This window comes from Enterococcus sp. LJL128, from assembly GCF_056924295.1.
In genome coordinates this window covers 1-25,528 of sequence record NZ_JBXPBP010000011.1, presented here as the reverse complement: position 1 = coordinate 25,528, position 25,528 = coordinate 1, and the positions used below count along the sequence as shown (strand labels likewise).

General features: G+C 37.1%; 22 protein-coding genes. 5 read left to right on the top strand and 17 right to left on the bottom strand.

Translation table 11 applies throughout. The features are described 5' to 3' along the window. Window positions 1-145: 145 nt before the first annotated feature. From AC1Z3K_RS12855 to AC1Z3K_RS12800, 12 genes are all read right to left on the bottom strand, one after another. Entirely contained in the window at window positions 146-2,245 is a 2,100-nt protein-coding gene (locus tag AC1Z3K_RS12855) for a cell division site-positioning protein MapZ family protein (protein ID WP_461732924.1), read from the bottom strand. A gap of 203 nt (window positions 2,246-2,448) precedes the next feature. Beyond that, on the bottom strand, window positions 2,449-3,555 hold the full coding sequence (gene rpoD, locus AC1Z3K_RS12850) for an RNA polymerase sigma factor RpoD (RefSeq protein WP_426081398.1): 1,107 nt from the start codon (window positions 3,553-3,555) through the stop codon (window positions 2,449-2,451). Window positions 3,556-3,636: 81 nt separating this feature from the next. Further along, complete coding sequence (gene dnaG, locus AC1Z3K_RS12845; RefSeq protein WP_461732923.1) at window positions 3,637-5,520, bottom strand: DNA primase; 1,884 nt, start codon at window positions 5,518-5,520, stop codon at window positions 3,637-3,639. A gap of 245 nt (window positions 5,521-5,765) precedes the next feature. Continuing rightward, window positions 5,766-6,944 (bottom strand): hypothetical protein, encoded by a 1,179-nt coding sequence (locus AC1Z3K_RS12840; RefSeq protein ID WP_461732922.1) that lies wholly within the window; start codon window positions 6,942-6,944, stop codon window positions 5,766-5,768. A gap of 47 nt (window positions 6,945-6,991) precedes the next feature. Then, complete coding sequence (locus tag AC1Z3K_RS12835) at window positions 6,992-7,477, bottom strand: hypothetical protein (protein WP_461732921.1); 486 nt, start codon at window positions 7,475-7,477, stop codon at window positions 6,992-6,994. Between the two features lie 32 nt (window positions 7,478-7,509). Continuing rightward, window positions 7,510-8,565, bottom strand: coding sequence for a hypothetical protein (locus AC1Z3K_RS12830; protein ID WP_461732920.1), 1,056 nt, complete (start codon window positions 8,563-8,565; stop codon window positions 7,510-7,512). A gap of 147 nt (window positions 8,566-8,712) precedes the next feature. Continuing rightward, complete coding sequence (locus tag AC1Z3K_RS12825; RefSeq protein ID WP_461732919.1) at window positions 8,713-9,360, bottom strand: hypothetical protein; 648 nt, start codon at window positions 9,358-9,360, stop codon at window positions 8,713-8,715. Between the two features lie 38 nt (window positions 9,361-9,398). Then, window positions 9,399-10,547: a hypothetical protein gene (locus tag AC1Z3K_RS12820; protein ID WP_461732918.1), complete on the bottom strand. Its 1,149-nt coding sequence runs from the start codon at window positions 10,545-10,547 to the stop codon at window positions 9,399-9,401. Window positions 10,548-10,558: 11 nt separating this feature from the next. Further along, window positions 10,559-12,232, bottom strand: coding sequence for a DUF3114 domain-containing protein (locus AC1Z3K_RS12815; RefSeq protein WP_461732917.1), 1,674 nt, complete (start codon window positions 12,230-12,232; stop codon window positions 10,559-10,561). Further along, on the bottom strand, window positions 12,232-12,588 hold the full coding sequence (locus tag AC1Z3K_RS12810; RefSeq protein ID WP_426081392.1) for a hypothetical protein: 357 nt from the start codon (window positions 12,586-12,588) through the stop codon (window positions 12,232-12,234). Before AC1Z3K_RS12810 ends, AC1Z3K_RS12815 begins: the two co-directional genes overlap by 1 nt. 21 nt (window positions 12,589-12,609) lie before the next feature. Continuing rightward, on the bottom strand, window positions 12,610-12,870 hold the full coding sequence (locus tag AC1Z3K_RS12805; RefSeq protein ID WP_426081391.1) for a TIGR04197 family type VII secretion effector: 261 nt from the start codon (window positions 12,868-12,870) through the stop codon (window positions 12,610-12,612). A 583-nt stretch (window positions 12,871-13,453) separates the two neighbouring features. Continuing rightward, window positions 13,454-15,736, bottom strand: a complete 2,283-nt coding sequence (locus AC1Z3K_RS12800; RefSeq protein WP_461732975.1) for a cation-translocating P-type ATPase — start codon at window positions 15,734-15,736, stop codon at window positions 13,454-13,456. 286 nt (window positions 15,737-16,022) lie between these two features. Between AC1Z3K_RS12800 and AC1Z3K_RS12795 the strand changes: the two genes are divergently transcribed. After that, window positions 16,023-16,613 (top strand): class I SAM-dependent DNA methyltransferase, encoded by a 591-nt coding sequence (locus AC1Z3K_RS12795; protein ID WP_461732916.1) that lies wholly within the window; start codon window positions 16,023-16,025, stop codon window positions 16,611-16,613. A gap of 425 nt (window positions 16,614-17,038) precedes the next feature. Here AC1Z3K_RS12795 and AC1Z3K_RS12790 read toward each other — a convergent pair whose 3' ends face one another. Further along, window positions 17,039-17,644 carry a lysozyme family protein gene (locus AC1Z3K_RS12790; RefSeq protein ID WP_426081388.1) on the bottom strand — a complete coding sequence of 202 codons (606 nt, stop codon included), beginning with the start codon at window positions 17,642-17,644 and terminating at the stop codon, window positions 17,039-17,041. A 188-nt stretch (window positions 17,645-17,832) separates the two neighbouring features. On the opposite strand from AC1Z3K_RS12790, the gene AC1Z3K_RS12785 reads away from it, so the two are divergent. From AC1Z3K_RS12785 to AC1Z3K_RS12775, 3 genes are all read left to right on the top strand, one after another. Then, window positions 17,833-18,561: an alpha/beta fold hydrolase gene (locus AC1Z3K_RS12785; protein ID WP_461732915.1), complete on the top strand. Its 729-nt coding sequence runs from the start codon at window positions 17,833-17,835 to the stop codon at window positions 18,559-18,561. Beyond that, complete coding sequence (gene mprF, locus AC1Z3K_RS12780; protein WP_461732914.1) at window positions 18,558-21,149, top strand: bifunctional lysylphosphatidylglycerol flippase/synthetase MprF; 2,592 nt, start codon at window positions 18,558-18,560, stop codon at window positions 21,147-21,149. The genes AC1Z3K_RS12785 and mprF overlap by 4 nt, the downstream gene beginning before the upstream one ends. 222 nt (window positions 21,150-21,371) lie before the next feature. Further along, window positions 21,372-21,800, top strand: coding sequence for a GNAT family N-acetyltransferase (locus AC1Z3K_RS12775; protein WP_426081385.1), 429 nt, complete (start codon window positions 21,372-21,374; stop codon window positions 21,798-21,800). Window positions 21,801-21,880: 80 nt separating this feature from the next. On the opposite strand, the gene AC1Z3K_RS12770 is transcribed toward AC1Z3K_RS12775, so the two are convergent. Further along, the gene (locus AC1Z3K_RS12770) at window positions 21,881-22,750 is read right to left on the bottom strand and encodes a PhzF family phenazine biosynthesis isomerase (RefSeq protein WP_461732913.1); all 870 of its coding nucleotides are present in this window, start codon (window positions 22,748-22,750) and stop codon (window positions 21,881-21,883) included. Between the two features lie 328 nt (window positions 22,751-23,078). Between AC1Z3K_RS12770 and AC1Z3K_RS12765 the strand changes: the two genes are divergently transcribed. Continuing rightward, entirely contained in the window at window positions 23,079-23,615 is a 537-nt protein-coding gene (locus AC1Z3K_RS12765) for a CDP-alcohol phosphatidyltransferase family protein (protein ID WP_426081383.1), read from the top strand. Window positions 23,616-23,815: 200 nt separating this feature from the next. Here the strand turns inward: AC1Z3K_RS12765 and tuf are convergent, their stop codons facing one another. The 3 genes from tuf to AC1Z3K_RS12750 all read right to left on the bottom strand — a co-directional run. Further along, complete coding sequence (gene tuf / locus AC1Z3K_RS12760; RefSeq protein WP_461732912.1) at window positions 23,816-25,003, bottom strand: elongation factor Tu; 1,188 nt, start codon at window positions 25,001-25,003, stop codon at window positions 23,816-23,818. A gap of 233 nt (window positions 25,004-25,236) precedes the next feature. Next, window positions 25,237-25,359 carry a hypothetical protein gene (locus tag AC1Z3K_RS12755; RefSeq protein WP_461732911.1) on the bottom strand — a complete coding sequence of 41 codons (123 nt, stop codon included), beginning with the start codon at window positions 25,357-25,359 and terminating at the stop codon, window positions 25,237-25,239. Window positions 25,360-25,394: 35 nt separating this feature from the next. Continuing rightward, window positions 25,395-25,528, bottom strand: a 134-nt coding sequence (locus AC1Z3K_RS12750; protein WP_461732511.1) for an IS3 family transposase, incomplete at its 5' end; no start/stop codon positions are given.

Sequence of the window (25,528 nt, the reverse complement as noted above, 5' to 3'; positions counted from 1 at the left end):
TTTGATAAATAAATACAATCATTCTTCACTGGCAGAATTTGGGACATAAGTAAATACCTGAACTCTTATTTCTCGGAGCTAAACACTTTTGTCTCGACCTCTTAATTTATCCTATTGTTTAATTAATCAGCCGTATCTGTATCAATTAACGTCCCGCATTTCTTGAAGCATTTCCTTTGAACCAGCCAGTCTGAGCGTTGATAGTTACAAGGTACGTACCATCGGTTTTATATAAATTGTAATATCCTTGACCATTAACAATTTGAGCTGGCTGCAGGTAATAGCCATCTGCTGTCATATAGCCTCGAGCAATACAGGTAGCAATTACTTTTTCCTGAATACCAGGTGCCCATATCCAGGCAGGGTTACTGCTATCAGCAACATCTGTTGGGTTTTCAGGGTAAACAGGGGCTGTGTAAACTCCATTGCTGTCTGGTGCAGAGAAGCCGTTAGCGTCTACTGCGCCAGCAGCAGCAGTTCCAGTGCTTCCAACAGCTCCCGCAGAGCCAGCTGCTGCTTGATTATTCGCAGAACCCTCTACAGCAACAGATTCCTGCGCTTGATTTTGTTCTGCAGTAATCGCCGCTAGCTGGGTATCTAACGCTGCCTTAGCCTTCTTCAAAGTTGCTGTTAATGGTTCTTTTAAAGTTGAATTTTTGATTTTATTCACTTCTGTTTCGGCTGTTGCATAGGTCTGCTGCGACAGCGCTTCTGTTGCTTTATCCTCTTTATAGATATTCGCAACAGCGGCTTTAGCCGTTTGCAGCTGATCGTACTGCCCTTTAGCATTATCAATTGCTTGATTTATCAGCTTTGAAAAACCGTCGTCGCCTGTTTCTTTTGATAATGAAACAGCTTTGTCAGCAACAATTGGCTGTTCTTTAAAGGTATCCCCAGCAATAACAGATGAAGTGTAAAGCTCATTGACTTTGTTAATTACGGTCTGCTTTTCCTTCACTTTATCCAACGATTCCGAAAGCGTCTGATACTCTTTTTCATCCTTGAGTTTTTCCAAATCTGCTTCTACAGAATCTGTACTCACATTGACCATTTCTGATTTAAGAAAAACTTGTTCATCATTAAGAAAATAACTATTAATTGAAGCTTTTGTCTTCTTCAACAGCTCTTTTTGTGCATTCGTGACAGCTGCTTCTTTTTCTTTTGCCTGATTTTGGCTGTGTACATAGTACCAGCCTCCACCCCCTAAAGCTAAAGCAGCCACTGCTGCTAAAATCAGCGGTGTTTTTTTTCTTTTTTTATTTCTTTCTGATGTTGACTGCTTAGGCGGCTGATTTGAATTGGTTTTTGGCCGTTCAGCCTGATCCAGATTGGCAAACTGAGAAGTTTTCTTCCTTGGGCCCAATTCAGACGGCAAAACATCCTTCTCTTTGAAAAAGATTGGTGCTGCATCCATTTCAATTTCTTCCGGTTTCTTACTCTTTGAATCAATGACAAGTGGTTCTTCCTTTGCCTCTGTTCCATCTGTATCATTTCCAACCGGCGGGATTGAATGAGTTTCTTCCAGCTGCTCGTTTGATTCCTCTGTTTCAGGAATAACGGGGGCTTCAGTTTTTTCCTGTTCCACTGTGTCTTCTTTTTGAATCGTTTGATTTGTGTCCACTTCAGATTCTTCTTCTATCTCTAAAGGTTCATTCACTGGATTAGATTCAGGAGACTTTGTTTTCGCGGTTTCCTTTTTATGTGCTTCAATATACTCTTTTAACGTTGCTTCACTATCATTTTCTTGTTCGGCATCCGCTTCATCTTGTTCCATTTCAGCAACTGGCTCTCCTACTATGGTTTCGTCAGGTGTATCCATTTCGGCAGCTTCGGATTCCTGAACCTGTTGTTCCTCTTGCTCAGCTACAGTCTCAGGTGCCTCTGCACTTTCAGATGGAGGAATTATTTCATCAGAATCAGTTGATGTACTTTCTGTCTCTCCTTCTTCAGTTAAAGGTTCTACTGATTCATTTTCTTCTTCTGCTGTCTTTTGCTGTTCATTAAACATATCCATCACATGTCCAATACTTAAATCCTTCAAGTCGGCCCATTCAATCGATTCATTTTCTTCATTACCGGAAAAATGAGAGGAAGATCCATCGGACTGCTCCTGTTTATTATCTTCAGAGGAGTTGTTTTCATCCGCTTTATTCTTTTCATCATCTGAAAACACAAAACCGCATGCTGAACATATTTTTTCATTATCATCTCGTTCATTTCCACAATTAGGGCAATGCTTCGTCATTTTTTCGCCTCACATTCTACTCTACCAAGTAAATCTAATCTATCACAAAACTACTTTTGTTCCAATATGTACTAGGTAACTTTTATGTTACGATTCCGTAAAGAAATTTAAAAACAGCTCTCTTCGACTTGTTCGAAAAGAGCTGTTACATAGGAATGACCCTCCTAATAAAGGTTCAGGTCCAAACTTCTTTCAAAAATCGACTATTCCAGAAAATCCTTCAATTGTTTTGAACGTGACGGGTGTCTCAGCTTCCGTAAAGCTTTCGCTTCAATCTGACGGATACGCTCTCTTGTAACACCAAAAACTTTCCCAACCTCTTCCAGTGTCCGCGTACGTCCATCATCAAGGCCAAAACGCAGTCTTAAAACGTTCTCTTCCCTGTCAGTCAATGTATCCAGAACATCTTCCAGTTGCTCTTTAAGCAGCTCATAAGCAGCATGTTCTGCCGGACTTGTTGCATCCTGATCTTCAATGAAATCACCAAGATGAGAATCATCTTCTTCACCAATCGGTGTTTCCAATGATACAGGCTCTTGAGCAATCTTCAGAATTTCCCGTACCTTTTCTGTAGGCAAGTCCATTTCAGCACCAATTTCTTCGGGCGTTGGTTCTCTGCCTAAATCTTGTAAGAGCTGACGCTGAATACGAATTAATTTATTAATCGTTTCAACCATATGCACTGGGATACGAATTGTTCTAGCTTGATCGGCAATTGCTCTAGTAATCGCCTGACGAATCCACCAGGTTGCATAAGTTGAGAATTTAAATCCTTTGCGGTAATCAAATTTCTCTACGGCCTTCATCAGACCCATATTTCCTTCTTGAATTAAATCTAAAAACTGCATACCGCGGCCAACATACCGTTTTGCAATTGAAACAACCAGACGCAGGTTTGCTTCAGCCAGACGCTGTTTAGCTTCCTGATCGCCCTCTTCAATCTTCAACGCTAAGTCCACTTCTTCTTCCGCTGTCAAAAGCTGAACTCGACCAATTTCTTTCAAATACATACGTACTGGATCATTAATCTTAACACCAGTTGGGGCAGATAAATCTTCCATTTGAGCTTTAGTCGCTACTTTTTCATCTTTTTTCAGGCTGTGCTCACTTGGATCACCATTTTCATCGACAACACTGATTCCAGCGTCCTCAATTTTTTGAATCAGTTTTTCCATTTCGTCAGCATTTAGTGTAAAAGGTGTTGCCAGTTTATTTGCCAAATCATCATAGACAACTGTACCTTTCGGCTTATTCTCTTTGATAAAGCCTGCAACAGCCTCAGCATATTTCTTTTCTGTTTCTTTTTCCATGAAAGAAGGCCCCCTTCATATTTACATACCTATCTATTATATAACAACTGTTTATGTTTTGTTAATCTTTTTCTGTTGGAATTACCGAGTTTTTTGTCTTTTCTGCGCAAGTTTGATCAATTCCATTGAAAGTTCATCCACCCTAGGCTGATTTCCCAAGCGCTGCGCTTCTTGTTTTTCCCTATTTAATTCTTCAATCCGAGTTTCAATATCTGAATACATAACGACATTTAGTAAATCGTCCAGCTCTCTCTGAGAGCTTTCTTCAGACATTTCCTGATAAGAAATGGTAATCACCAATTCTTTTAGTTTTTCATCTTGCAAGTATTCTAAAAACTGAGCTAGATTGAAATCTGGATAGACAGATAAGAAATCGGCCAGACACATATAGAGCTCCTCGTACTTTGTATGAACAAATGAGAAATTCTGCTGCTGCAGTGCTGCCCGTACATTTCCTTCATTCATCAACCGATAAAGCAGCATACGCTCTGCTTTTTCCACACGGGACAATCGCTCTTGGCTTTCTCTTGGTGGTGCTGCTGTCTCTATTGGTTCTTCTTCCATATAGGGAGGAACATAAGAAGCTGCAGCATCTGAAGGATATTGTCTTTGGTCTCTGGTGTTCTGTCTCTTCTCTGTTTCAATCAAGCGTAGCTGTTCTTCTAAGCTATGCTGAGACATTAGGAACTCTTCTGAGAGTTGTCCTAGATAATGGTCTCTTTCCAACGGAGAATCAACCAAGACTAACTCTTGGAGCATCGTATTGACATAATCCAGCCGTTCCTTCTCATTATTCATGTTTCGAGAAAGACGATGATACCTCATTTTAAAGGTGAAAACTGTTTCTCTACCATGAAGTGCTAGTTCCTTAAAAGCTTCTTTTCCGTATTTTCGTAAATAATCATCTGGATCAAGCTTTTCAGGAATATTAACGATACTTAGGTTGAATCGGCTATGTTCGGTTAATAAGGAGATGGCTCGTTTGGTTGCTTCGATTCCGGCAGTGTCTCCGTCATAACATAAAACCAGCTCTTCCGCTGCCCGCTCAAGCTGTCGGATTTGTTCATTTGTCAAACTAGTTCCCATTGAAGCCACGCCACTTTTAATCCCTGACTGCCAGGCAGCAATCACATCCATGAAGCCTTCAAAAAGAAATACTGTATTCTCTTTTCGAATCTCTTTCCGTGCAAGATTAAAATTGAACAGCGTATCCCGCTTGTTGAACAAACTCGTCTCTGGGCTGTTTAAGTATTTAGGCATATCTTCTCCGGAAAAATTGTCTGTCTTTAATAGACGTCCGGAAAAAGCAATGATTTTTCCTTGTGCATCACTAATTGGAAACATAATTCTTTGATAAAAACGATCAAGAAATTCTCCACTATCCCTTTGAATAAACAAACCGGATTCCTGAAAAAAAGAATCATCAATTTTTTCATTGGCAAACACTTGGCTAAGGAAATCTCTTTTCTGAGGGGCAAACCCTATTTGAAATTCTTCAATGATTTCTCTGGTCAATCCTCGTTCCAACAGATAGTTTAGCGCTGTTTCGCCAATTTGAGTATTCATTAACACGTGGTGGTAAAGTTCCGATGCTTTTTTGTGCATCTCCAGAAGCTGTCTTCGCTTCGGATCGCCGGTATTGCTTTGGTCCATATGATTGGATAAATCAATCTGCAAAGGGATATTTTCCATCTCTGCAATCTTCTGAACAGATTCTGGAAAGCTGATACCTTCGATTTCCTGTACAAAATTAAAAACAGTTCCACCTTTTCCACAACCAAAACAATGAAATATTTGCTTGTCTTCAGCTACTGAAAAGGACGGGGAACGTTCTTCATGAAACGGACATAACCCCATATAGTTCTTGCCTGATTTCTTTAGCTGAACATACTGACCAACAATCTCAACAATATTCGTCCGCTGACGCACCTCATCAATAACTTCCTGAGGGATTCTTTGTGCCACTATTCTCACCTCCAAAGAGCAAAATCACTGATTCATGTGAATGTGAACAGTCGGTAAAAAGACGCACTGATCTGCATTTGCTTTCAGTACGTCTTCAAATGACACAATTACACATAGTTATTGTACCACAAAATCGATTTAATTCAAGTTATCTACACTTTGAGAAACCCATTGTCATTTTTCGTGATAATCACATAGATGCGCTTGGATATTCCCAATGTAATTCGTTGCATTTTTAATTCGTTTTACTTTATCAGCAAAATCGTCTTTCCATCACTTAGGAAAAACCAGCCATTATTCATCGCCATTGTGGTCTTAAAGTTTTCAGTATTCGGAATCGGCTCTTTAATAAGCACGCTTTCTTTCATATGATATCGTGCCCAATTACTTTGAAAGTCTTGGGCAATAAAGTAATGATTATTTGCAGGTGTTGCTGTTTCATTAGGAATTTTCAAGGAATGATTACTATGCAAAAAAACCTCAGAATCATCAAAAAGGAAATATTCTTTTTGATTTGCTAAATCCAAAGCAGTTACTATCTCCAATGCATTTTCTTCGCCACTCATTTCATCGCTATAATATTGATGGTTTTGCAATAAAATATTATCACCTAATCGTTGGCCAACATCTTTAGCATTTGTTTCAGTCAAAAGAGTTGCCTCTCCTGTTTTCATGTCCCAAGAAAAAATCCCTTCTCCTTCGATTGAATGGTAATGTGAATAATCAAAACTGTAACCATTTTCCCAACTATTCATGCGCTGCTTGATTTCCTCAAATTGAGCATTTGATTTTTCATAACTGGTCTTTTTTTCCATAGTTAAGAAATCAAATTCTTGAATTTTCTCATCATTTTGTGATTCCAGTGTAAAAATTCTCTTGCCAATAATAACAAAATCTTCCCAATCACCCATTGGTAATTTTCCAACGATTTTATCAGTTTCTGTATTGAGCTCTACTAATCCCAATTGCATATCTGTTGAATTATATTTTCTAATATAGATTTTGCTATCTTCAACATACTCAAACGAGATACTAACATCCTCATCTTTTGATATTATCGTCTGATAGTCTTTAGTTTCTAGATCATAACTAAATAATGTCATTGTTTCATAGCTTAAATTATTAGATAAATCTTGACCTGTGATAATGTATAGCTTATTTCCAACACTCTTCACATCAATGTAATCATTTTTTGATATTTCAAAATCATTTGGTATCTCTAATTTTTCTGGGATAAGTTCCTCAGACGTTTCAGTATTTAACCGTTTCATTTCAAATGTTTTTAAAAATTCAGATGTCGTGGCTTCTTCGTTCACACTAGTATTTGCTAAATTACATCCCGAAAGAGATATAATAGCTATCAATAAAATTAATAGATATCTTTGGTTTTTGCTCCATTTTTTACCATTTCCATTGATAATCATCTTATTTTTCAGTCGGCTTCATTCTCCTTACCTTTTCTATTCAGATTTCAATCAACATACTTTTTAACGTATAAAGGTTCGATTGTGGTTTGTGTTTGGTCTTTAGAATAGCTTAGTCCTGTATCTTTTTTGATAGCTTGCTTAAATTCTTTTTCTGAAACATCTTTTGCTAAAAAGGCTGACGTTTCAAAGATTACATAGTCTATTTCAACTTCTCCATTGGTTGTAGTTGAACGAGTGATGTACCAGAAATCCTTTTTTTCACTTTTTTTCGTATAAATTTCCGTGTCATCGCCACTTTCGTTAATAGCTAAATAATACAAAAGGCTATAATCTGTTGCACTCATAGAATAGCCATCCGTATTAGTATAGACACCATCTTCTTTTCTCAACAGGAAATCCGCTTCTTTTTTTGATAAATGTTCCCAAATCTTTTTTTCTTCATTGAAACTATAAAGAGAAAATAGAAATATTGCACCAATAATAATTGTAGAAGCTAAACTGCTTATAAGTACTATTTTTTTAACAGTCATATCTAATTTTCCTTTTCCATCAAGTTATACGCTCATTTTATCAGCAAAATCGTCTTTCCATCACTTAGGAAAAACCAGCCATTATTCATCGCCATTGTGGTCTTAAAGTTTTCAGTATTCGGAATTAGCTCTTTAATTAGCACATTTTCTTCAATATGATATCGTGCCCAATCTCCTTTGAAGTCTTTAATTAAAAAATGGGTTTGGTTTGCTGGAGTTGTGTAGCTGTTCTGAAATTCCTTTGTTCTGTTTATATATAAATCGTCGTACAAAAGAACCTGCTCTTGTTCAGGCAAATTATACAAGGTTAAAAAATGCATCGGCGGATCCTCACCACTTCTACCTCCTGGGTAAAAATCGATTATTTCTAAAAACTTTTCATCAGCCAATCTTTGACCAGCTTCTAAACTATTTGCTTTAAACAATGTATTTTTCTCTCCTGATTCCATGGTCCAACTGGTGTAGTTTCCATCTTCTATGGCATTAAAGAAAGTATAATCATAAGAATAGCCCGCTTTGGATTTATCCATCATTGATTTTAGTTTGCTGAATTCCGAATCGCTTTTTTCAAATTCCTGTTCCATATTCATAGACTCAAAATCTGATTTTTGAATGATAGCTTCCTCATTCTTCTCATCGTTATAAAGTTGATAAATATCATTCCCGACAATAACAAAATCTTTAAGCTTGGAATTTAATTTTATTTTGTCGACTGTTTTGTTTGTTGCGGGATTTAATTCGAGAAGACCTAACTGTTCAGTATTTTCTTTATAGCTTCCGGATTGATAACGTAAATAAACAGTATCCTTAAGAATACATTCGAATGAAATAGTATTATCTGTATTACCGATTTGCACTTCTTCAAAAGACTGCTTCTGAAAGTCATAGGTCATCAACTTGGACTTTTGATAACGCTTCTCTTTAGAAATAGTCTCAGAATCCACTTTTTCACTCGCCAAAATAATATATAGCTGATTATTTATCACTTTAGCATCTACATATTCGTAACTGAAATCTTTTTCATTGATAGGCAAACTAATTTTTTCCGGCAACAGCTTTTCGGCATCTTCTGTTTTTAGTTGTTTCATTTGAAATGTTTTTAGAAAGTCATTTTTTTCTGTTTTGTAACTTTTTTCAGTAGTTTTTATTGTACAAGCCGAAAAAAGTAGGATAATTACTAGTGAAATCAATAAACTACTTTTTCTTTTTAGTTCAGCTTTTGTCTGCTTCATTTTTTATTCGTACCCTTTTTCCTTTTTCTCCACTTCATCTGAATCTTTCTCATAGTTTCTCATGTCTTTTTTTACTTCTCTCATCATTGAATCAAATTTTTGAGCTGAAATATACGTAATTTCAAAATTCATATACTCAGTCTCTTCTTTTACATAAGAGGTAATTTTATTAGGCCGATATTTCTCGTCAAATGTAATCACTATTTTATCAATTGTAGCCAACGGATTTTCTTCAAACATTAAATTTCCTTGGCTGGTAAATAACTTCATTTCCTCTTCATCTGTCAATTCAAGTCTCTTATTGTTTTTTTCAATTTGTTTCTTTTCTAGCTTTAAAGACATCAATGCTTGAAAATAATACTTTTTATTCAATTTCAAAAACAGCTCGCCATCTATCTTGTAGCGGTCATAAACAAGCTCACCATCGTAATACGGCAGCTTTTCATCTTCTAAATAAAATGCGTGCTCTGGACTGCTATCTACACCACGATTACTTTCAGGATCAACCATCACACTTTCAACATAATAATCTGAAGAGTAAACTTGAAAATAATTTATTTCTTCAATAGTATTATTTACACTTCCAGCACATGCAGATAACAACGTAATTAAAAAAATAAAATTTGTAAAAATGATAATTTTGCTGTTCATAAATATGCCTCAACTATCTAGCTATGTTAAAAACAAAACTATTTTATCAGAAAGATTGACTTTCCATCACTTAGGAAAAACCAGCCATTATTCATCGCCATTGTGGTCTTAAAGTTTTCAGTATTCGGAATTGGCTCTTTAATAAGCACGCTTTCTTTCATATGATAGCGTGCCCAATCCCCTTTAAAATCTTTAAACAGGAAAAAATTTGTATTAGTAGGAGTAAGAACTTCATTCTGAAATTTCGCGCTAAACAAGGAGTTCACCATCTCACCATCAAATAAAAGATATTCCTGGTTATCCTCATAATTCATTAGTGTTAGAAAATTTATAGGATTTTCTTCGCCACTCAAATGTTTAGGATAAAAACTCTTAACCATAATCATATCCGCAGTATTAAGTTTTTGACCAATTGGATTGCTATCTGTTTTGAAAAGAATTTCTTCTTCTTTTGTTTTGATGTTCATAGTAATAAACATTCCGTTTTCTATCCGATTAAAATAACTATAGTCATAATTATAGCAAGATTCACTTTTAATCATCCAATTACTCATATTGTTATTGTTTTCTATTTCCTTATTCGTTATTGAAACTAGACTGGATTTTTTTATTTTGTCCTCTGTCAGATAATGTGTATAAACATCTTCTCCCAAAATAACAAAATCCTTTATTTCACTGCTCATTGCTATTTTTTCAATAAGATCATCGGTTTTAGCGTCTAGTTCAAGAAGCCCAAGTTGTTCATTATTATTTTCAGAGTTTCCAGTTTGTTTACGTAGATAAATCTTATCATTGAAACAATATTCAAAAGATATACTAGTATCTCCATCACTTTCTATTAGCTGCTCATATTTTTTTGTCTGAAAATCATATACTAAGAGTTTCATATTTTTGTAACGTATACCTGTAGAAATAGTTGTAGTAACAGTTACATCACTGCCAAGAATAATGAATATTTTTTTGTTTATTATTTTCATGTCAATATAATCAGTCTTTGATTGTCTATATTCAGTTGGTATCTCTAATTTTTCTGGGATAAGTTCCTCAGTCGTTTTAGTATTTAACCGTTTCATTTCAAAAGTTTTTAAAAATTCAGATGTATCTTTACTTTCTTTTGATTTATTAAAACAACCACTAATTATTAGACTAATAAGTAAAAAAATTAATAACTTAATTCTCTTTTTCAACCTCTTCATCCTTATCTTTCTTTGAATTTTTGACCATTTTCTGCTTTCTTTCTAATTTCTTTATAGTTTCCATCATTCTCCGGATATCTCCACTCATTCTTTATGTTTTTTCTAGCCTCTGTGTCAAAAAAAGCAGGTGAATCTACATCTAACAATTGATGACTATCATTTATCTCTGGTTTTTCTCCATAGTTAAAAGATTCCCCATTCATTAACCCCATCCGATGCCCATATTCTGAATCATTTAAAGTCCATTGACTTACCAAATTCCCATCTTCATTTACAATAAACTCAGTATGATAATCTGAAGATAATATTTTCCGATTAAATCCAGTCGCTTTTAACTTTTCTTCAAAGCCTTCAACTGTCAGATTATTTCCAACAACATTTTCTAATGATATATCCACACCAACCCAGCCTCTATTATGAAAACGAGAATCTCTGTACATCCAGCCATCTTCACCTAGAATTGCTTTGATTGCCTCTTCATCAGTGCTTAATCCATGCTCTTTTTTATAGCGCTGAACATAAGCAATGTTGTTCTGATCCAGAGTGTTTCTAAATTGATGGAGCATTGTTTCTAACGAGTATTTTTTCTTTAGTTCAACTGAGCTTAATTTCTTATCCTCATCCTTAACAGTCAATCCCTCTGGGAAAGCATTTTGAACAGTTTTTGAAAACTTATCTAAGAAACTGCCGCCTGGCGGCATATTCGGATCAAATTTGAATCGGCAAGGTTCTTTAAAAGCCAAGTCGCCATTTTCATCTAAATAACCACCCATCTGCTTCAGCACCAATTCGATTTTCTTTTTATCAGGCAGCTCTGATTCATCAAACAATATTTCATAGACATCTGATCCTACTAAATAGGTTTCTTCAAGAATTCCATTTAGCTTCTGAATAAGCTCCTCCCCACTTAATCCCTTTGTTTTCTCGTTTAAATACTCTTTAAATTTCTCAATAGCCGGATTATCCCAGCCCTCTTTTTTTAATTGCCGGATAATTCTTGTTTCACTTGTACTCCATTTATTTTCCAGCTGTTTTTGCCACATACTATCCTTTGGCAATGAAAATCCACTACCAGTCCAGCTGTTGCCTAAAGCAGTCATTCCTTGCTGGGATAAGTCATACAGCGACATTGCCTCTCCATACAGCCCAGAAGTGGCACTTTCCATTTCGTACAGAGTTTCCAGTTTTTTCTGCAGCTTTTCAATCGCTTCTTTATTCAAGTCAATCAGCTTTTTTGTACTGCTGATTTGCTGACTATAGTAATTCTTTAAGCCCTCATTTAGTGTCCCCATACCAATTGACTGGTAAGACAAATTTCTTATTTTCTGCTGATAAGAAGCAATTGATGTACTGTAGGAAGCATTATTCTTCTCCAGCTTTTCTATCTCTTTTTGAAGCTTATCTTCATCCAGTTCTTCATCTCCAACAGCTCCTGCCAAAGATTCGCTATCGGACATCATACTTTCCATTGCTAAAATCAATCCCTGAATTACTGCGCAGTGGCCTGAAAGCTGCGCCTTCATCCCTTCCCAGGCACCACCGCCTAAAGCTGGATTTCCTGAAAATTCTTCTATAGACGGCAGCACCTGATCGATTGAATCAGCATCCTTTTGCAGAGCCGTAATCATGCTTGTCGTTTGCCGTTTGACTTCACTAGGTTTTACCAACAACCCCATTAGTTTTCCTCCTTTATTTCCCCTTGTCTTTCCTTGTAAAGCTTCTCTGTACAGTGGTCTTCTTGATCTGAAAGCTTTTGCTTATATGTCTTCATCTCTGTTACCCAGGTATCCATAAAGTCCTGACGGTTCTGTTGTACTTGCCGCAATAAATCAGCCTGTTCTTCAAATAGATACCCCATCATCGGGTCTTGTCCCCACTGTTCCTGGCTTTCATAAACACTATGAACACGCTGAGTCATGTCTTCAAAAAAATATTCTTCTTCTGAGAGCACTTCACTCTCCAGCTTTTCCGCCTGATAGCGTTCTTCCTCTATTTCCTGCAGCTCCTTTTTTAACAGTTGTTCACTATCCATTATAATTTCCTCCTAAAAAGACTAGTTCATTTTTCCAGCTAATGCCTGATCCAAACCAGCAAATTCCTGTCCTAAAGATGAAATTTTTTGTGCATCGCCAACTAACAACGTACGGTAGGAAGCAACTGCCTGTCCAGCCGATTCTCCGCGTTCTTTTCCTGTTCCGACAGCGGTTAAATTACTTTCTTCTGCATATTGAATGACCCCTTTATCGCTAATTGCTTTGCTGGCAAGTGCGCCGCCGATTGCTGCTGCAGCTCCTGCATCATTTTTAATCGTCATTGTATCTCCTCCATCTGTAATTTCCTGCCTTAGAAACAGAATTCTGTTTCTAAGATTACCTATACTAAAAGGCAAACTGGTATAAACCCAGCTACTCATATTGCAGAGCGCATTTTCCTCTGTAACCAGTTTCGTTTTTCGCTAGCTATCATCATATTGTCTTCTAATCAGAACTTAGTAAATAAAACCGTCAAAAACAGTTTAATTTTGATTCGCTTATCCTTCTTTTACAATAGACTAAGCTAACTTCTTTATATGCAATCCCTATTTAAAAATAGCGCTTACTACTTAACTAACTGTGCTAACCTATGTTAGTTATCTCACCATTAAGGTACTGAATTTCAGTAAATTTAGTTAATTTTCGTTTCGCTTGCTCTATCACTTTACTGATACAGCGATAATAATTCGCTTTTTTTATCTAACAATTTAATTATATAGTATTAAATCTTTGAAAACTAGATGTCTTTAGCCACATAAAGTAAAAAATAAGCGTATCCTTTCGTAAGTAAAGCAAAAAAGAACCCTGCAGAAGAATAGTTAATTCCTGCAGAGTTCTCTTTTTCTAGTTATTCTTTTAACAATTTTATAAATCTTTAATCGCTAAATTATTCTTCTTCATTGTATATACGCCGATTAATGCCCGAACAACAATATTCGCCAGCATCATCACAGCAAAAATTGGTAAGGTTGCACTTGTTAGGAAACCAACCTCCAAAATATGATGGAACAGCATAGCTGCTACATAAATTCCTCCAATAGTTGTTACAATCAGGAAGATGCGCAAAGGATTCAGAGGCAGGCAGGCACGTACAACAGCCATACAGCTAATACCAATCAAAAGATAGTACATTAATGTTGTCGTATCCAAATGATTAAAGCCTTGATTTTCCGCTATTAGATAGACTGCAACAATATTCACCACAACCAGTACTGCATTTACAGCTGCATTTTTCAGAGCTGTTGGTAAGAATTTACCTTTAATTCGTCTCTTATCTTCTTCAAAGGAAAGGAAGAACGCCGGATATCCCTCAATGGCCAAATCAATCAAAGTAATTTGAATTGGAATAAACGGAAAAGCAATTGCTGTAACTGCACAAATAAGCGATAAAATCAGCGAGTAAATCGTCTTAATGAAAAAGACACTGGCAACACGAGTGACATTATTCACTACCCGGCGTCCTTCGAATAGGACATCCGGCAATGTTGTGAAATCAGAATCCAGTAGTACCAAATTAGAAATCTGGCGGGTAGCGCCATCTCCTTCAGCCATAGCAATACTGCAATCGGCTTCCCGAAGAGCCAGCACATCATTTACACCATCCCCAGTCATTGCCACAACACGACCATTGTCTTTCAGTTCTCTGACAATTGTCCGCTTCTGCTGCGGCGAAACACGACCAAAGACTGTATACTCATGAACAGCCTGACGAACTTCCTCTTCTGTCTGTTTCGTAGACAAGTCAATATAAGATTCATATCCGTACAGTCCTGCGCGACGAGCAATATTAGAAACAGTTACGGGATTATCTCCGGAAATCACCTTGAGATCAACCCCTTCCTCACGCAGATAAGCAAGTGTTTCATTAGCGTTCTGACGAATCGGATCATCGATTTCAAACAATGCCAGCTGTTCCAGATATGGCAGCTGTTCGTTCTCATCCAGCACACCATGTTCAGAAATTCCCATCATTAAAACCCGGTATCCCTGTTCCTGCGCCTCAAATACTTCCTGGGGCAAACGGTCTTCACTAAAAAGCTTTTCCGGCGCACCTAAAACGACTGTCCCAATTTCATTGAACTGAATTGCTCCCCATTTTCTTTCAGAAGAAAACGGCAGAACATTAACCGCACCATAGCGGTTGGATAATTCAAAATGATCTCTAATCGCCTGCATCGTAATATTATTGTCTGTACTCTCAGCCAAGTAACTGCCAATGATTAAAGGAAAATTCTCTTTAAACAGCGGATTTAAAATCGCTGTATGCTGTACTTTCATTTTTCCTTCTGTTATTGTCCCTGTTTTATCCAAGCATAATGTATTTACGTGAGCTAACGTTTCCATTGCATACATATCCTGTACAAGAATTCGTTTCTTCGCCAGTTTAATAACACCCGTAGTCAGGGCAATACTAATCAGAAGAACCAATCCTTTAGGGAGCATACCAAGCAAGGCAGCAGCAGATGCAACTACAGAACCCTTCATCCCAGATTCACGGATAAAATAGCCCTCTACAAATAGAATAATACCTAATGGAATAATGACAAAACTAGTGAATTTTGATACCTTCCGAATTGATTGAATCAGTTCAGAACGAATCGGCTTGTGCACTTTTGCTTCAGAGGTAATCTTTACCGCATAATTTTCCGCGCCCACATGAATAACCTGAGCATATACCTGACCGCTAGACAAAAAGCTTCCAGAAAGCAGTGTATCGCCTTCTGTTTTTTCAATTAAATCAGATTCTCCTGTCAATAGCGCTTCGTTTGCCTCAGCTTTACCATCAATTACCTGCATATCAGAAGGAACCTGCTCACCGGCAGAAATTACAACAATATCATCCATAACCAACTCTTTGGTATTAATGGACTGCTGTATACCATCCCGGATAACTGTAACTTCTTCTTTAGCGACAATAGAAAGCTTTTGCACTAAGTTCCGAGCATGAATTTCCTGATAAATCCCCATACTCATATTTACTAAAATAATTGCTAGAAAAGCCAGATTGGAGTATGCTCCTACTGCTAATAAACAAAGGGCTATTCCAAAGTTCAAAAAGTTAAACAGCGTCATGACATTATCATAGATAATATCCTTAGTTGATTTCGCTACGTTTTCCTCATAGTCATTTTGCAGCCCCTGCTGCATCCGACTGTTAACCTCCTGAGCAGTTAACCCTTTTTTCAGCTCTAATTTATTTAATGACACAGAATCCCTACTTTCCTCACTCAAGTTTAAAATCACACCTTCTCTAGTTTACTTGTTCAAGAAAAGAACTGCAAGAAATTATTAAAAAACAAGTGCATTCCTTAAACTTTCCTTTACGGTCTTGTCTAATTATTTAGCAATCCATCAGCTTAACTCTTCCTGCGATACTATGATATGATAATGTCTGATACTAACAAGGATACTTTAAGAGAGGCTGAAAATAACTATGAATAAATTTGAACAAATAGCAAATCACTACGACTCACCAGAACGATTACAGATTGCAGAACAAATCGCTGACAAAATTCGCCAAACAGTTAAAATCGGCGAATACGACACTGCATTAGACTTTGGCAGCGGAACTGGCTTGGTAGGACTACAGCTTATTGACTTATTCAGTCAAATGATTTTTGTTGATACATCCGGAAACATGCTGGAAATTGCCCGCAAGAAAATTGATCAGCAAAAAATCGACTCAATTACCCTGCTCCATCAGGATTTATTTTTAGATTCAAAAGGTATATCAGCCGACTTTGTATACTTATCTCAGGTATTGCTGCATATCCCTGATACAGCTGCTGTTTTTTCACTTCTAAAAAGCTTAATTAACCCAGGCGGCAAATTGATTATCGTTGATTTTGACAAAGAGGAAAGCATTCAGCACCCAGATGTTCACAACGGCTTTTCTCATAGGGAATTGATTCACATTGCAGAGCAAGCTGGCTTCAAGAATATACAAATGGAAACATTCTATCATGGAAAAAATATGTTTATGAACAAGGATGCCTCGCTGTTTATTTTGCAGGCTGAAAACTAATCATTCTTAGACAACAGTTTCCGTTTTTGTACGCTCGATACTGTTCTGTGCTGCTGAAAATTCCTTAAAGAATTTTCGGCAGTATTTTTTAGTAGGTCTCATGTAGAGTTTTATACATATCAAAATGTCTAAATCACCGAGAAGCTCATCCTCCAAAAAAAAGAACCTGAAACAAAACCAGAAATTCTCTGCTTTTGATTCCAAGCTCTAAGCGTTTATTTAGTTTTTATCTTGCCATTCCTTGCGTAGAAGCCGTTTGTAAAAAGACACTATTGTTGTCTAATGATACTATCCATTCAAATCTGTTCGACTAAAATTCGGCTTTTCTAACTTAGCTTGTTGTTGAGTACCTATCAAACTAGCTGCATATGCTTCCTGGTATTTCTCAGAAAAAACTACAACACTTCCCAAGCTTCTTCCTTTCACTAGCCAAACCATTTAATAAAATTCTGATTCATTTTTACAATTTCAGCATAAAACATATTACCGCCATTTTTATAAAGAAATCCACCATTGTGAAAAATTGATTGAAAGCGATAATAGCTATACGTTTCTCCGCTATCATTTCCAAGCAGTGGAGATAAAAAATCCTTTGAATATTCTTCTGAAAGAGCCACCGTATTCCTACCGCCGTTTTGACTAACAAAACGAATATATTCCAAGCCAAAATTGTACGCCTGTACTGCTGTCCAAAGATCATTCCCAGCCTCTTTGTTCTGCTGAATTGCTTCTGCTAGAAACTTAACACCATACTTTATACTTTCGATTGGATCATCAATTACCTCCTGCTGACCATAGACGCTTTCACTGCTCTGCATTAAATCAGCTGAACGTCCTTTCGACTCTGTATAAATAATTGCCAGAATCAGATTTTTATATTCTGGTATGCCGTTCTCCTCGGCTGCTGCTTCTACCTGACTCTCATAGCGAATAACCTGCTGTACATTTCCCCGAATCTTGTAACCCATATATAATGAAATAATTACGATCAAACTAAGAATAACAATTGCTGCTCTTTTTAAGATTTTCATAATTGGTCAGTTGAATCCTCCAAACTACTGGAAATATTTACTATCATACTTTACCTATCAAAAAAAAGCTGAAAGAAGATCTATTCTTTAAAATTCTTTAACATTATCAAAACGATTCGGCTTATATCCATATTATTTCTCAAATAATGAAAAACTGACTATACTGTTACTGACAGGTGATGAATAAAATGACGAAAAAAAACACTGTAACAACCGCAGACGGAAGTCAAATCTTTTATGAAACAACAGGTACTGGCACACCGCTTTTTCTTCTTCATGGAAATGGGGGAAGCAGCGATTATTTCAGCTATCAGGTACCTGTTTTAAGCCGTTATTTCAAAGTCTATACAATTGATCTCCGCGGACACGGTCGTTCAACCAATACACAAGACAAGCTTTCTTTTGATTTGTTATCTGATGACCTTTATCTTATCACAGCCCAGGAGAATATTCACTCTCTAAATATTCTAGGCTTTAGCGACGGAGCTAATCTAGCAATCTACTTTGCTGCCAGCCATCCGGCAATGGTCAAACATTTAATTTTAAATGCTGGAAATACTGAATTTCAAGGATTAACTCCTTTTAGTCAAATCAGCGTCTATCTAGAATACTTTTGGTTTCGGCTACTAGGCATTTACTCCTCTAAATGGCGAAAACGAGCAGTTATTACGCATTTAATGCTAAGGGATATCGGTATCACGGAGCGCGACTTGGAACGCATCTCAGCTAAGACTTTGGTAATTGTTGGAAAAAAAGATGTCATTAAACTAACTCACTCGATGTATTTAGCAGAGAAGATTCCCAAGGCTTCTTTTGTTTTGATTCCTGGTCAAGGCCATCTATTCGCGCGAAAAGATCCCAACCTTTTTAACAAAAACGTACTTTCATTTCTATTAGAAAAGCAGGTGGATTTATGAAGTCAATTATACAATGGTTCAAGAAGCGTTTAGGTCTTATTAAAATGATTTTTATTATTTCTGTTTTATTTATTGTAGTCAGTGAGCTATTGGCTATTGGTAAAACCATATCTTTTGAGCAATTAGGAGCTATTTTTCAGACGCTGCCTTTTTGGAAGCTTCTATTGATGCTGGGGATTGGTTTACTCGCTGTGGTTCCGATGTTTGGGTATGATATTGTACTTAATCGGACACTGGAGCAAAAAGTTGCCCCCGCCTACCTATTGGAAACAAGCTGGATGATTAATTCAATCAACAATATTGCTGGCTTTGGCGGTTTGGTTAGTATCGGTCTGCGTTCCGAATTTTACGGCAAAGAAACAGATGGAAAAAAAGTAGTAAAAGCTTTATCAAAAATTTTGATTTTTCTTTTGGCAGGTTTATCAATTTACAGTTTGATTTCTTTTCTTTTAGTCACACTTGGCGGAAAAAATCCTTATTTAGAACAGTATAGTATTTGGCTAATTGGCGGGGGCTTATATTTTCCAATTGTGCTGCTGCTGACAATGGTTAGAAAAGATGAATACATTGGCGATATCCCTATGTCTTCCCGCCTTCAGTTGATTTTGACTTCATTTCTAGAATGGACAGGAGTGCTGCTAAGCTTTCTGCTCATTGGTTCGCTTATGGGTATATCTTTCCATCCTTCACAAGTTATTCCATTATTTATCGCTGCTTCTGTTATCGGAATTGTCTCTATGATTCCTGGTGAACTAGGCAGCTTTGATATTATGATGATTCTCGGTCTGTCTTCATTAGGGATTCCCCGTGAGACAGTCATTGTTTGGCTCTTGTTGTTCCGTCTATTTTATTACATTATCCCATTTTTAATCGGCGTCGTGTTTTTCGTAAAAAATCTAAGTCACACGCTTAATCATCGCTATTCTGGTGTTCCCAGGGAGCTGGCTATTGAAGTAAGTCATAAGCTGCTGGTCGTTCTTGTCTATTTTTCCGGCATTATGATTGTTCTTTCAGCTACAATTCCGGAAGCATTTACACAATTTCACTGGCTCAAGCAGCTAAATCCTTGGTCTTCTCATTTATTAACACAATTTCCTGCCATTATATTAGGCTTTTCTCTACTGATTATTGGCCGTGGACTCGCTGCAAGAGTCAGTCGGGCGTATATTCCCGCAATTGCGTTAATTCTTATCACCTTGTTATATACTTTGTTTAAAGATTTAAGCTGGAGCGTGATTATCCTTTTATCTCTGTTGCTTATTTTTGTTATTTTCTCAAAAAAAGAACTTTACAGAAAACAATTTGTTTATTCTTGGGAAATGAGAACCTTTGACGGGATTCTCTTTGCTGTACTTGCCTTGCTCTATGCTGTGATTGGGGTATACAATCTACCGTCTTTTCCCCATCATCATCGGCGGTTTATTTCATTTTTCTTATTCCCATCAGAAAAAATCTGGTTTTCTGGTCTGCTAGGAATTTTGCTTGTTACTTTTTTCATTTTCATCTTTATTCGTTATCTTCAAGGAAACAAGCACCAAATTGGTGAACCCTTGGATAAAAAGCGAGCCTTGGCTCTCCTGAATAATTATGGAGGTAATACGGACAGCCAGCTGGTTTTTCTGAATGACAAAAATATGTACATTTATTCAAATACTGCTGGTGAAGAAACCGTCCTACTTCAATTCAAAACCTACAATAATAAGTGTGTCGTAATGGGCGATCCTTCAGGTAACTCAGAGGATTTTCCTGAAGCAATTCAGCAGTTCATTCATGAGGCTGATTTGTGGGGCTATTTACCAGTATTCTACGAGGTATCTGAGTCATTAGTCATGCTGCTTCATGAATATGGCTATGACTTTATCAAAATGGGGGAAGAGGCTCACGTTGACTTAGTGTCCTTTAGTTTATCCGGAAAAAAAAGGCGCGCCGACCGAGCTGTAATGAATCGTTTTGAAAAAGAAATGTATCGCTTAGACATTCTATCTCCGCCTTTTCTTCCTGAAACAATAGCTGAATTACGCTCTGTTTCTGATGAGTGGCTGGGAAACCGAAAAGAGAAAGGATTTTCTCTAGGATTCTTTTCAGAGGAGTACCTGCAGTTGTCAGATATTGCTGTTGTTAAAAACCAAAAAGATGAGATCATCGCCTTTGCGAATATTATGCCGACATATACTAAAAAAGAAGGAACCATTGATTTAATGCGCTACAGACAAGATGCGCCTTCAGGCGTTATGGACTTTCTGTTCATTTCAATTTTCAACGATATGAAAAACAACGGCATTGAATATTTTAATATGGGGATGGCTCCCTTAGCCAATGTTGGTACGTCGAGAAAAAGCTTTATTCAGGAGCGCATCGCCTTTCTTGTCTATAATTTTGGCTCTACCTTCTACTCATTTCAAGGTCTACGTGCCTACAAAAATAAGTATGCCTCTGATTGGGTTCCACGCTATACTCTGTATTCACGAGATAGTTCCATCATCTATGTGATGATTGCTCTGCTAATTATTGATAATGCACCAATTGACGGAAATCAGAAAAAAATTCACGGAATTAAACGTATATTGAAAAACCGATATCAACGTTAAGTATTAACGACGGTTTGTATCGGTGAACATACGACTTATTTTCGCAGAAGCTAAAACACTTGTCCGCTACGTCTCAGTCCGGATAAGTGTTTTGGCTCTACTATTTATCCGAATTTTAGCAAAAATAAAAAGCAGACTGTGATTATTAACTGCCCTCTGCTTTTTCTTCCAGCTTTCCTTTGCTATAATCAAGGAAACCAAATGCTTATTAAGGTGGTTACTATGATACATATCAGACATGTACAAAAAGAAGATCAGCTTTTCTGGTTCAAATTAGATCAGCACTTGTCAGAAACTGAATTTGAAAGGAAAATCAGAGATAAACGAGGCTATGTTTTATTAGATAATAATCAACCGGTTGGATTGTTGCGCTATAATCTTTTTTGGGATGATACACCTTTTTGTACACTACTTTTTATTGATCAATCGTATCAGCGCAGCGGCTATGGAAAAATGCTGATGGACTACTGGGAAAGTGAAATGCAGCGATATGGCTATGCATTCATTATGACATCTACACGAGCAGATGAAGAAGCCCAGCATTTTTATCGAAGGCTAGGCTATTCCGATGCCGGCGGGTTACTTATTACAGTACCTGGTCATGAACAACCTACAGAATTATTTTTTATTAAAGAAATAACAAAAAAATAAGTAGTTAATCATCTTACTCAACTAAAAATACCCTATCTTATCTAACAACGATAGGGTATTTTAAATTCTATTTTCAGCAATTACAAGGAGATTGTCATTTCTTTATTTCGACAGGCAGTTCCAGTAATGGAAACATGATATACATTATCACCTTCTTGTTCAGCCAGGACCGTTAACTGTCCTTCTCGCCCCACATGCTTCCCTTGTACAACAGTAATCATCTGCTGCTTTTTAAGCGGCCGATCATACGCCAGCAAATACGCGCCCATCACCCCAGAAGCTGTTCCAGTCACAGAATCTTCAATCGTTCCGGAAAACGGTGAAGAGAAATGGCGGGCAACATAAGTCCCTTCATTTTTAGAAGCCGCAAATGGATGAATTGATGATTTTGGCATTTCTTCCAGAACAGTTGGAAATGCTGCGGTCTGCGGAATCATTTGATCTAAAACTGCGCCTTCCTTTACAGGAACAATCAATGTCCATGAACCTGTATTGCCATAGACAATCGGCAAATCTTCAACTAAGCTGTCACTACTTATCCCCATTACTCTACATAAGCTTTCTTTATCTCCGTTAAACGGTATAAACTGTGCATCAGCCTGCTGCATAGTCATCTCTTGTGTCGTAGTTTCATAATCAACCTGAATAACACCCGCCAGAGTTTCTACAGACCACTGATAATCTTCTTGTTTTTGTTCAGATAATAAAAACATGGCTCCCATAGTTGCATGACCACACAAGGGTGTTTCATGCCCAGGGGTGAAATAACGAAGCCGCACGTCTGCTTTGTCGCTGCTGCAGACAAATACACACTCATTAAACCCTACTTCCTTTGCGATTTTCTGCATCTCTTCTTCAGTATAGTCATCGCCGTTCAAAATCACACCAGCAGGATTACCCTGACCTGGTTTTCTGGTAAAGGCATCCACCTGTATCACTTTACATTCCATATGAACTCCTCCGCTACATTTTTTGAAATTATAGCATAGAAATTTAGTAAAAGACATTTACAATTTTCAAAATATATAACTTTATTGTAAAAACAGGAGTACCACTATACATTTTTTCAGCACTACAAATAATAAAAAACAGAGTAATCTATTCGTTTGTATTGCAGAAAAAAGCTTTGAAAAGCTAGAATATTTTTTTATTAAGAGAGAAAAATATTACATATATTTTTTTAATCGATGTTGAACATTGACAGCTACCTTTTAAAAAAATACAAGACTATCAGTACACAAGCTAAAAATTTGTTATACTGACTAAAAAGCTCGCGAGGTGATAGTTATTCAGTATGCAGCAAATATTCTAACTAGTTTAAGATTTTTCCTAACATTTTTTATTTTGTTTACTAATCCATTTTCAGTCTCATTTTTTATTTTATACGCAGCCTGCGGGATTAGTGATATGCTTGACGGCTATGTTGCAAGAGCAACAAATACAGCTACTTCAACCGGTGCACTGTTAGACAGTCTTGCCGATATTTTCTTTTTAGTCATTGTTTGCTTCAAGGTTATTCCTGCAGTAACCCTTCCACCTTACTTTCTTTACTGGGGGATTTTAATTATCATTATTCGAATGAGTGCCTATCTTGTCGGTTTTAAAAAGTATCGAAAATTTTCAAGTCTACATACTTGGCTCAATAAGCTTAGCGGATTATTGTTATTTTGTGCTCCTCTTCTTTATCTAACATTGGGCATAGAAAAGGTTGGGCTGTTATTGATAGGAGTTACCTTTATTTCGGCGCTGGAAGAACTGCTGCTGACGATTCGCTCAGAAAGCTTGGATAGGAATCAGAAAGGGTTATTTTTTTAAGACAAATACTTCGGTTTAAATACAGTAAAAACTTAAAATGAGCTATTTCCTTTGACTAGCTTCCAAATCAAAATACAATAGAAAACATATGCATAGAAAATGCTTATTATTAAATAACAAAACCAAGCAAGTACTGAAATTAGTACCTGCTTGGTTTTTTATGAATTGAAGCTTCTGTTATAACCTTTTGCTTAAATTCGTTATTTTTCGATTTCAGTGACAATACCTGAACCGACAGTTCGGCCGCCTTCTCGAATAGAGAAGGTTGTTCCTTGTTCAACAGCGATAGGATGAATTAGTTCAACGTCAATCGTTACGTTGTCACCCGGCATAACCATCTCAACTGCTTCCGGAAGCTCTACAACCCCAGTTACATCTGTCGTGCGGAAGTAAAATTGTGGACGATAGTTTGTGAAGAACGGCGTATGACGACCACCTTCATCCTTCGTCAATACATACACTTCTGCTTTGAATTTGGTATGGGGAGTGATAGAGCCCGGTTTTGCAATAACTTGACCACGCTCAATTTCATCCCGAGTTATTCCGCGCAGGAGAATACCAACATTGTCCCCAGCTTCTCCGTAATCTAGTGTTTTACGAAACATTTCAATACCAGTAACTACAGCTTTTTGAGTTTCAGGCTTAATACCAACGATTTCGATTTCATCGCCAACCTTTACTTGACCACGGTCGATACGACCGGAAGCAACAGTTCCCCGGCCAGTAATAGAAAATACATCTTCAACCGGCAATAATAACGGCTTGTCTGTGTCTCTTTTCGGAGTCGGTATATAGCTGTCAACTGTATCCATCAATTCAAGAATTGCGGCTTCAGCAGCAGGATCTCCTTCAATTGCTTTCAAAGCAGAACCCTTAATAATCGGTGTATCATCACCTGGAAAATTATACTCATTTAATAACTCACGGACTTCCATCTCTACTAGATCTATCAACTCGTCGTCATCGACCAGGTCTGTTTTATTCAAAAATACGATTAAGTATTTTACGCCAACCTGACGTGAAAGTAGAATATGCTCTCTAGTCTGAGGCATTGGTCCATCTGTTGCAGAAACAACCAAAATCGCTCCATCCATTTGAGCAGCGCCAGTAATCATATTTTTCACATAATCTGCGTGCCCTGGTGCATCAATATGGGCATAATGCCGTTTTTCAGTTTCATATTCGACATGGGCAGTATTAATGGTAATACCACGTTCACGTTCTTCAGGAGCTGCATCAATACTTGCATAATCCTGGGGGTTTGCCAGGCCTTTTTTCCCTAATACTGTAGTGATTGCAGCGGTTAATGTTGTTTTCCCATGATCGACGTGACCAATAGTCCCGATATTTACATGGAGTTTACTTCTGTCATAATGTTCTTTTGCCATAATTACAAACCTCCTATATTCATTTGAAAGGCAGCTCCCTATCTTCTTTGACGTTCACTGACCTTTGCAAAATAAATTATAAGCTTTTTTTATAAAATGACAACAAATATGCTTACTAATAATAAGCGTATTTATTTCTTAATTTAAAATGACTGCCATTACTGGATTCATACCAGCTATTGATTAAAAAAACGAGTCTGGGACAGAACTAAATTCCCAGACTTTTCGTACGCTTAAATCCGAATAAACGGTGAGATAGAAACAACTTCTTTGGCAATAAGCCGGAATTTAGCAAAAATTTGTGGAGCAATTTCCGTAAATCCCGGCTTATTGCTTGAAGCTAACCGTTTCGGCACTGACCCCCAAAAGTGAGAGGGCAAAAGAGAGGCGATTAAACGGTCTGTTTTCGATAGGCTATCGGTGATAGATAACCCAACTTCCGTTGAATTCTATGGGTATTATAATTCTTAATGTAATTTGTGACAATATCTATTACAGTAGTGGTAGAGTATTTTGGCTCTATGT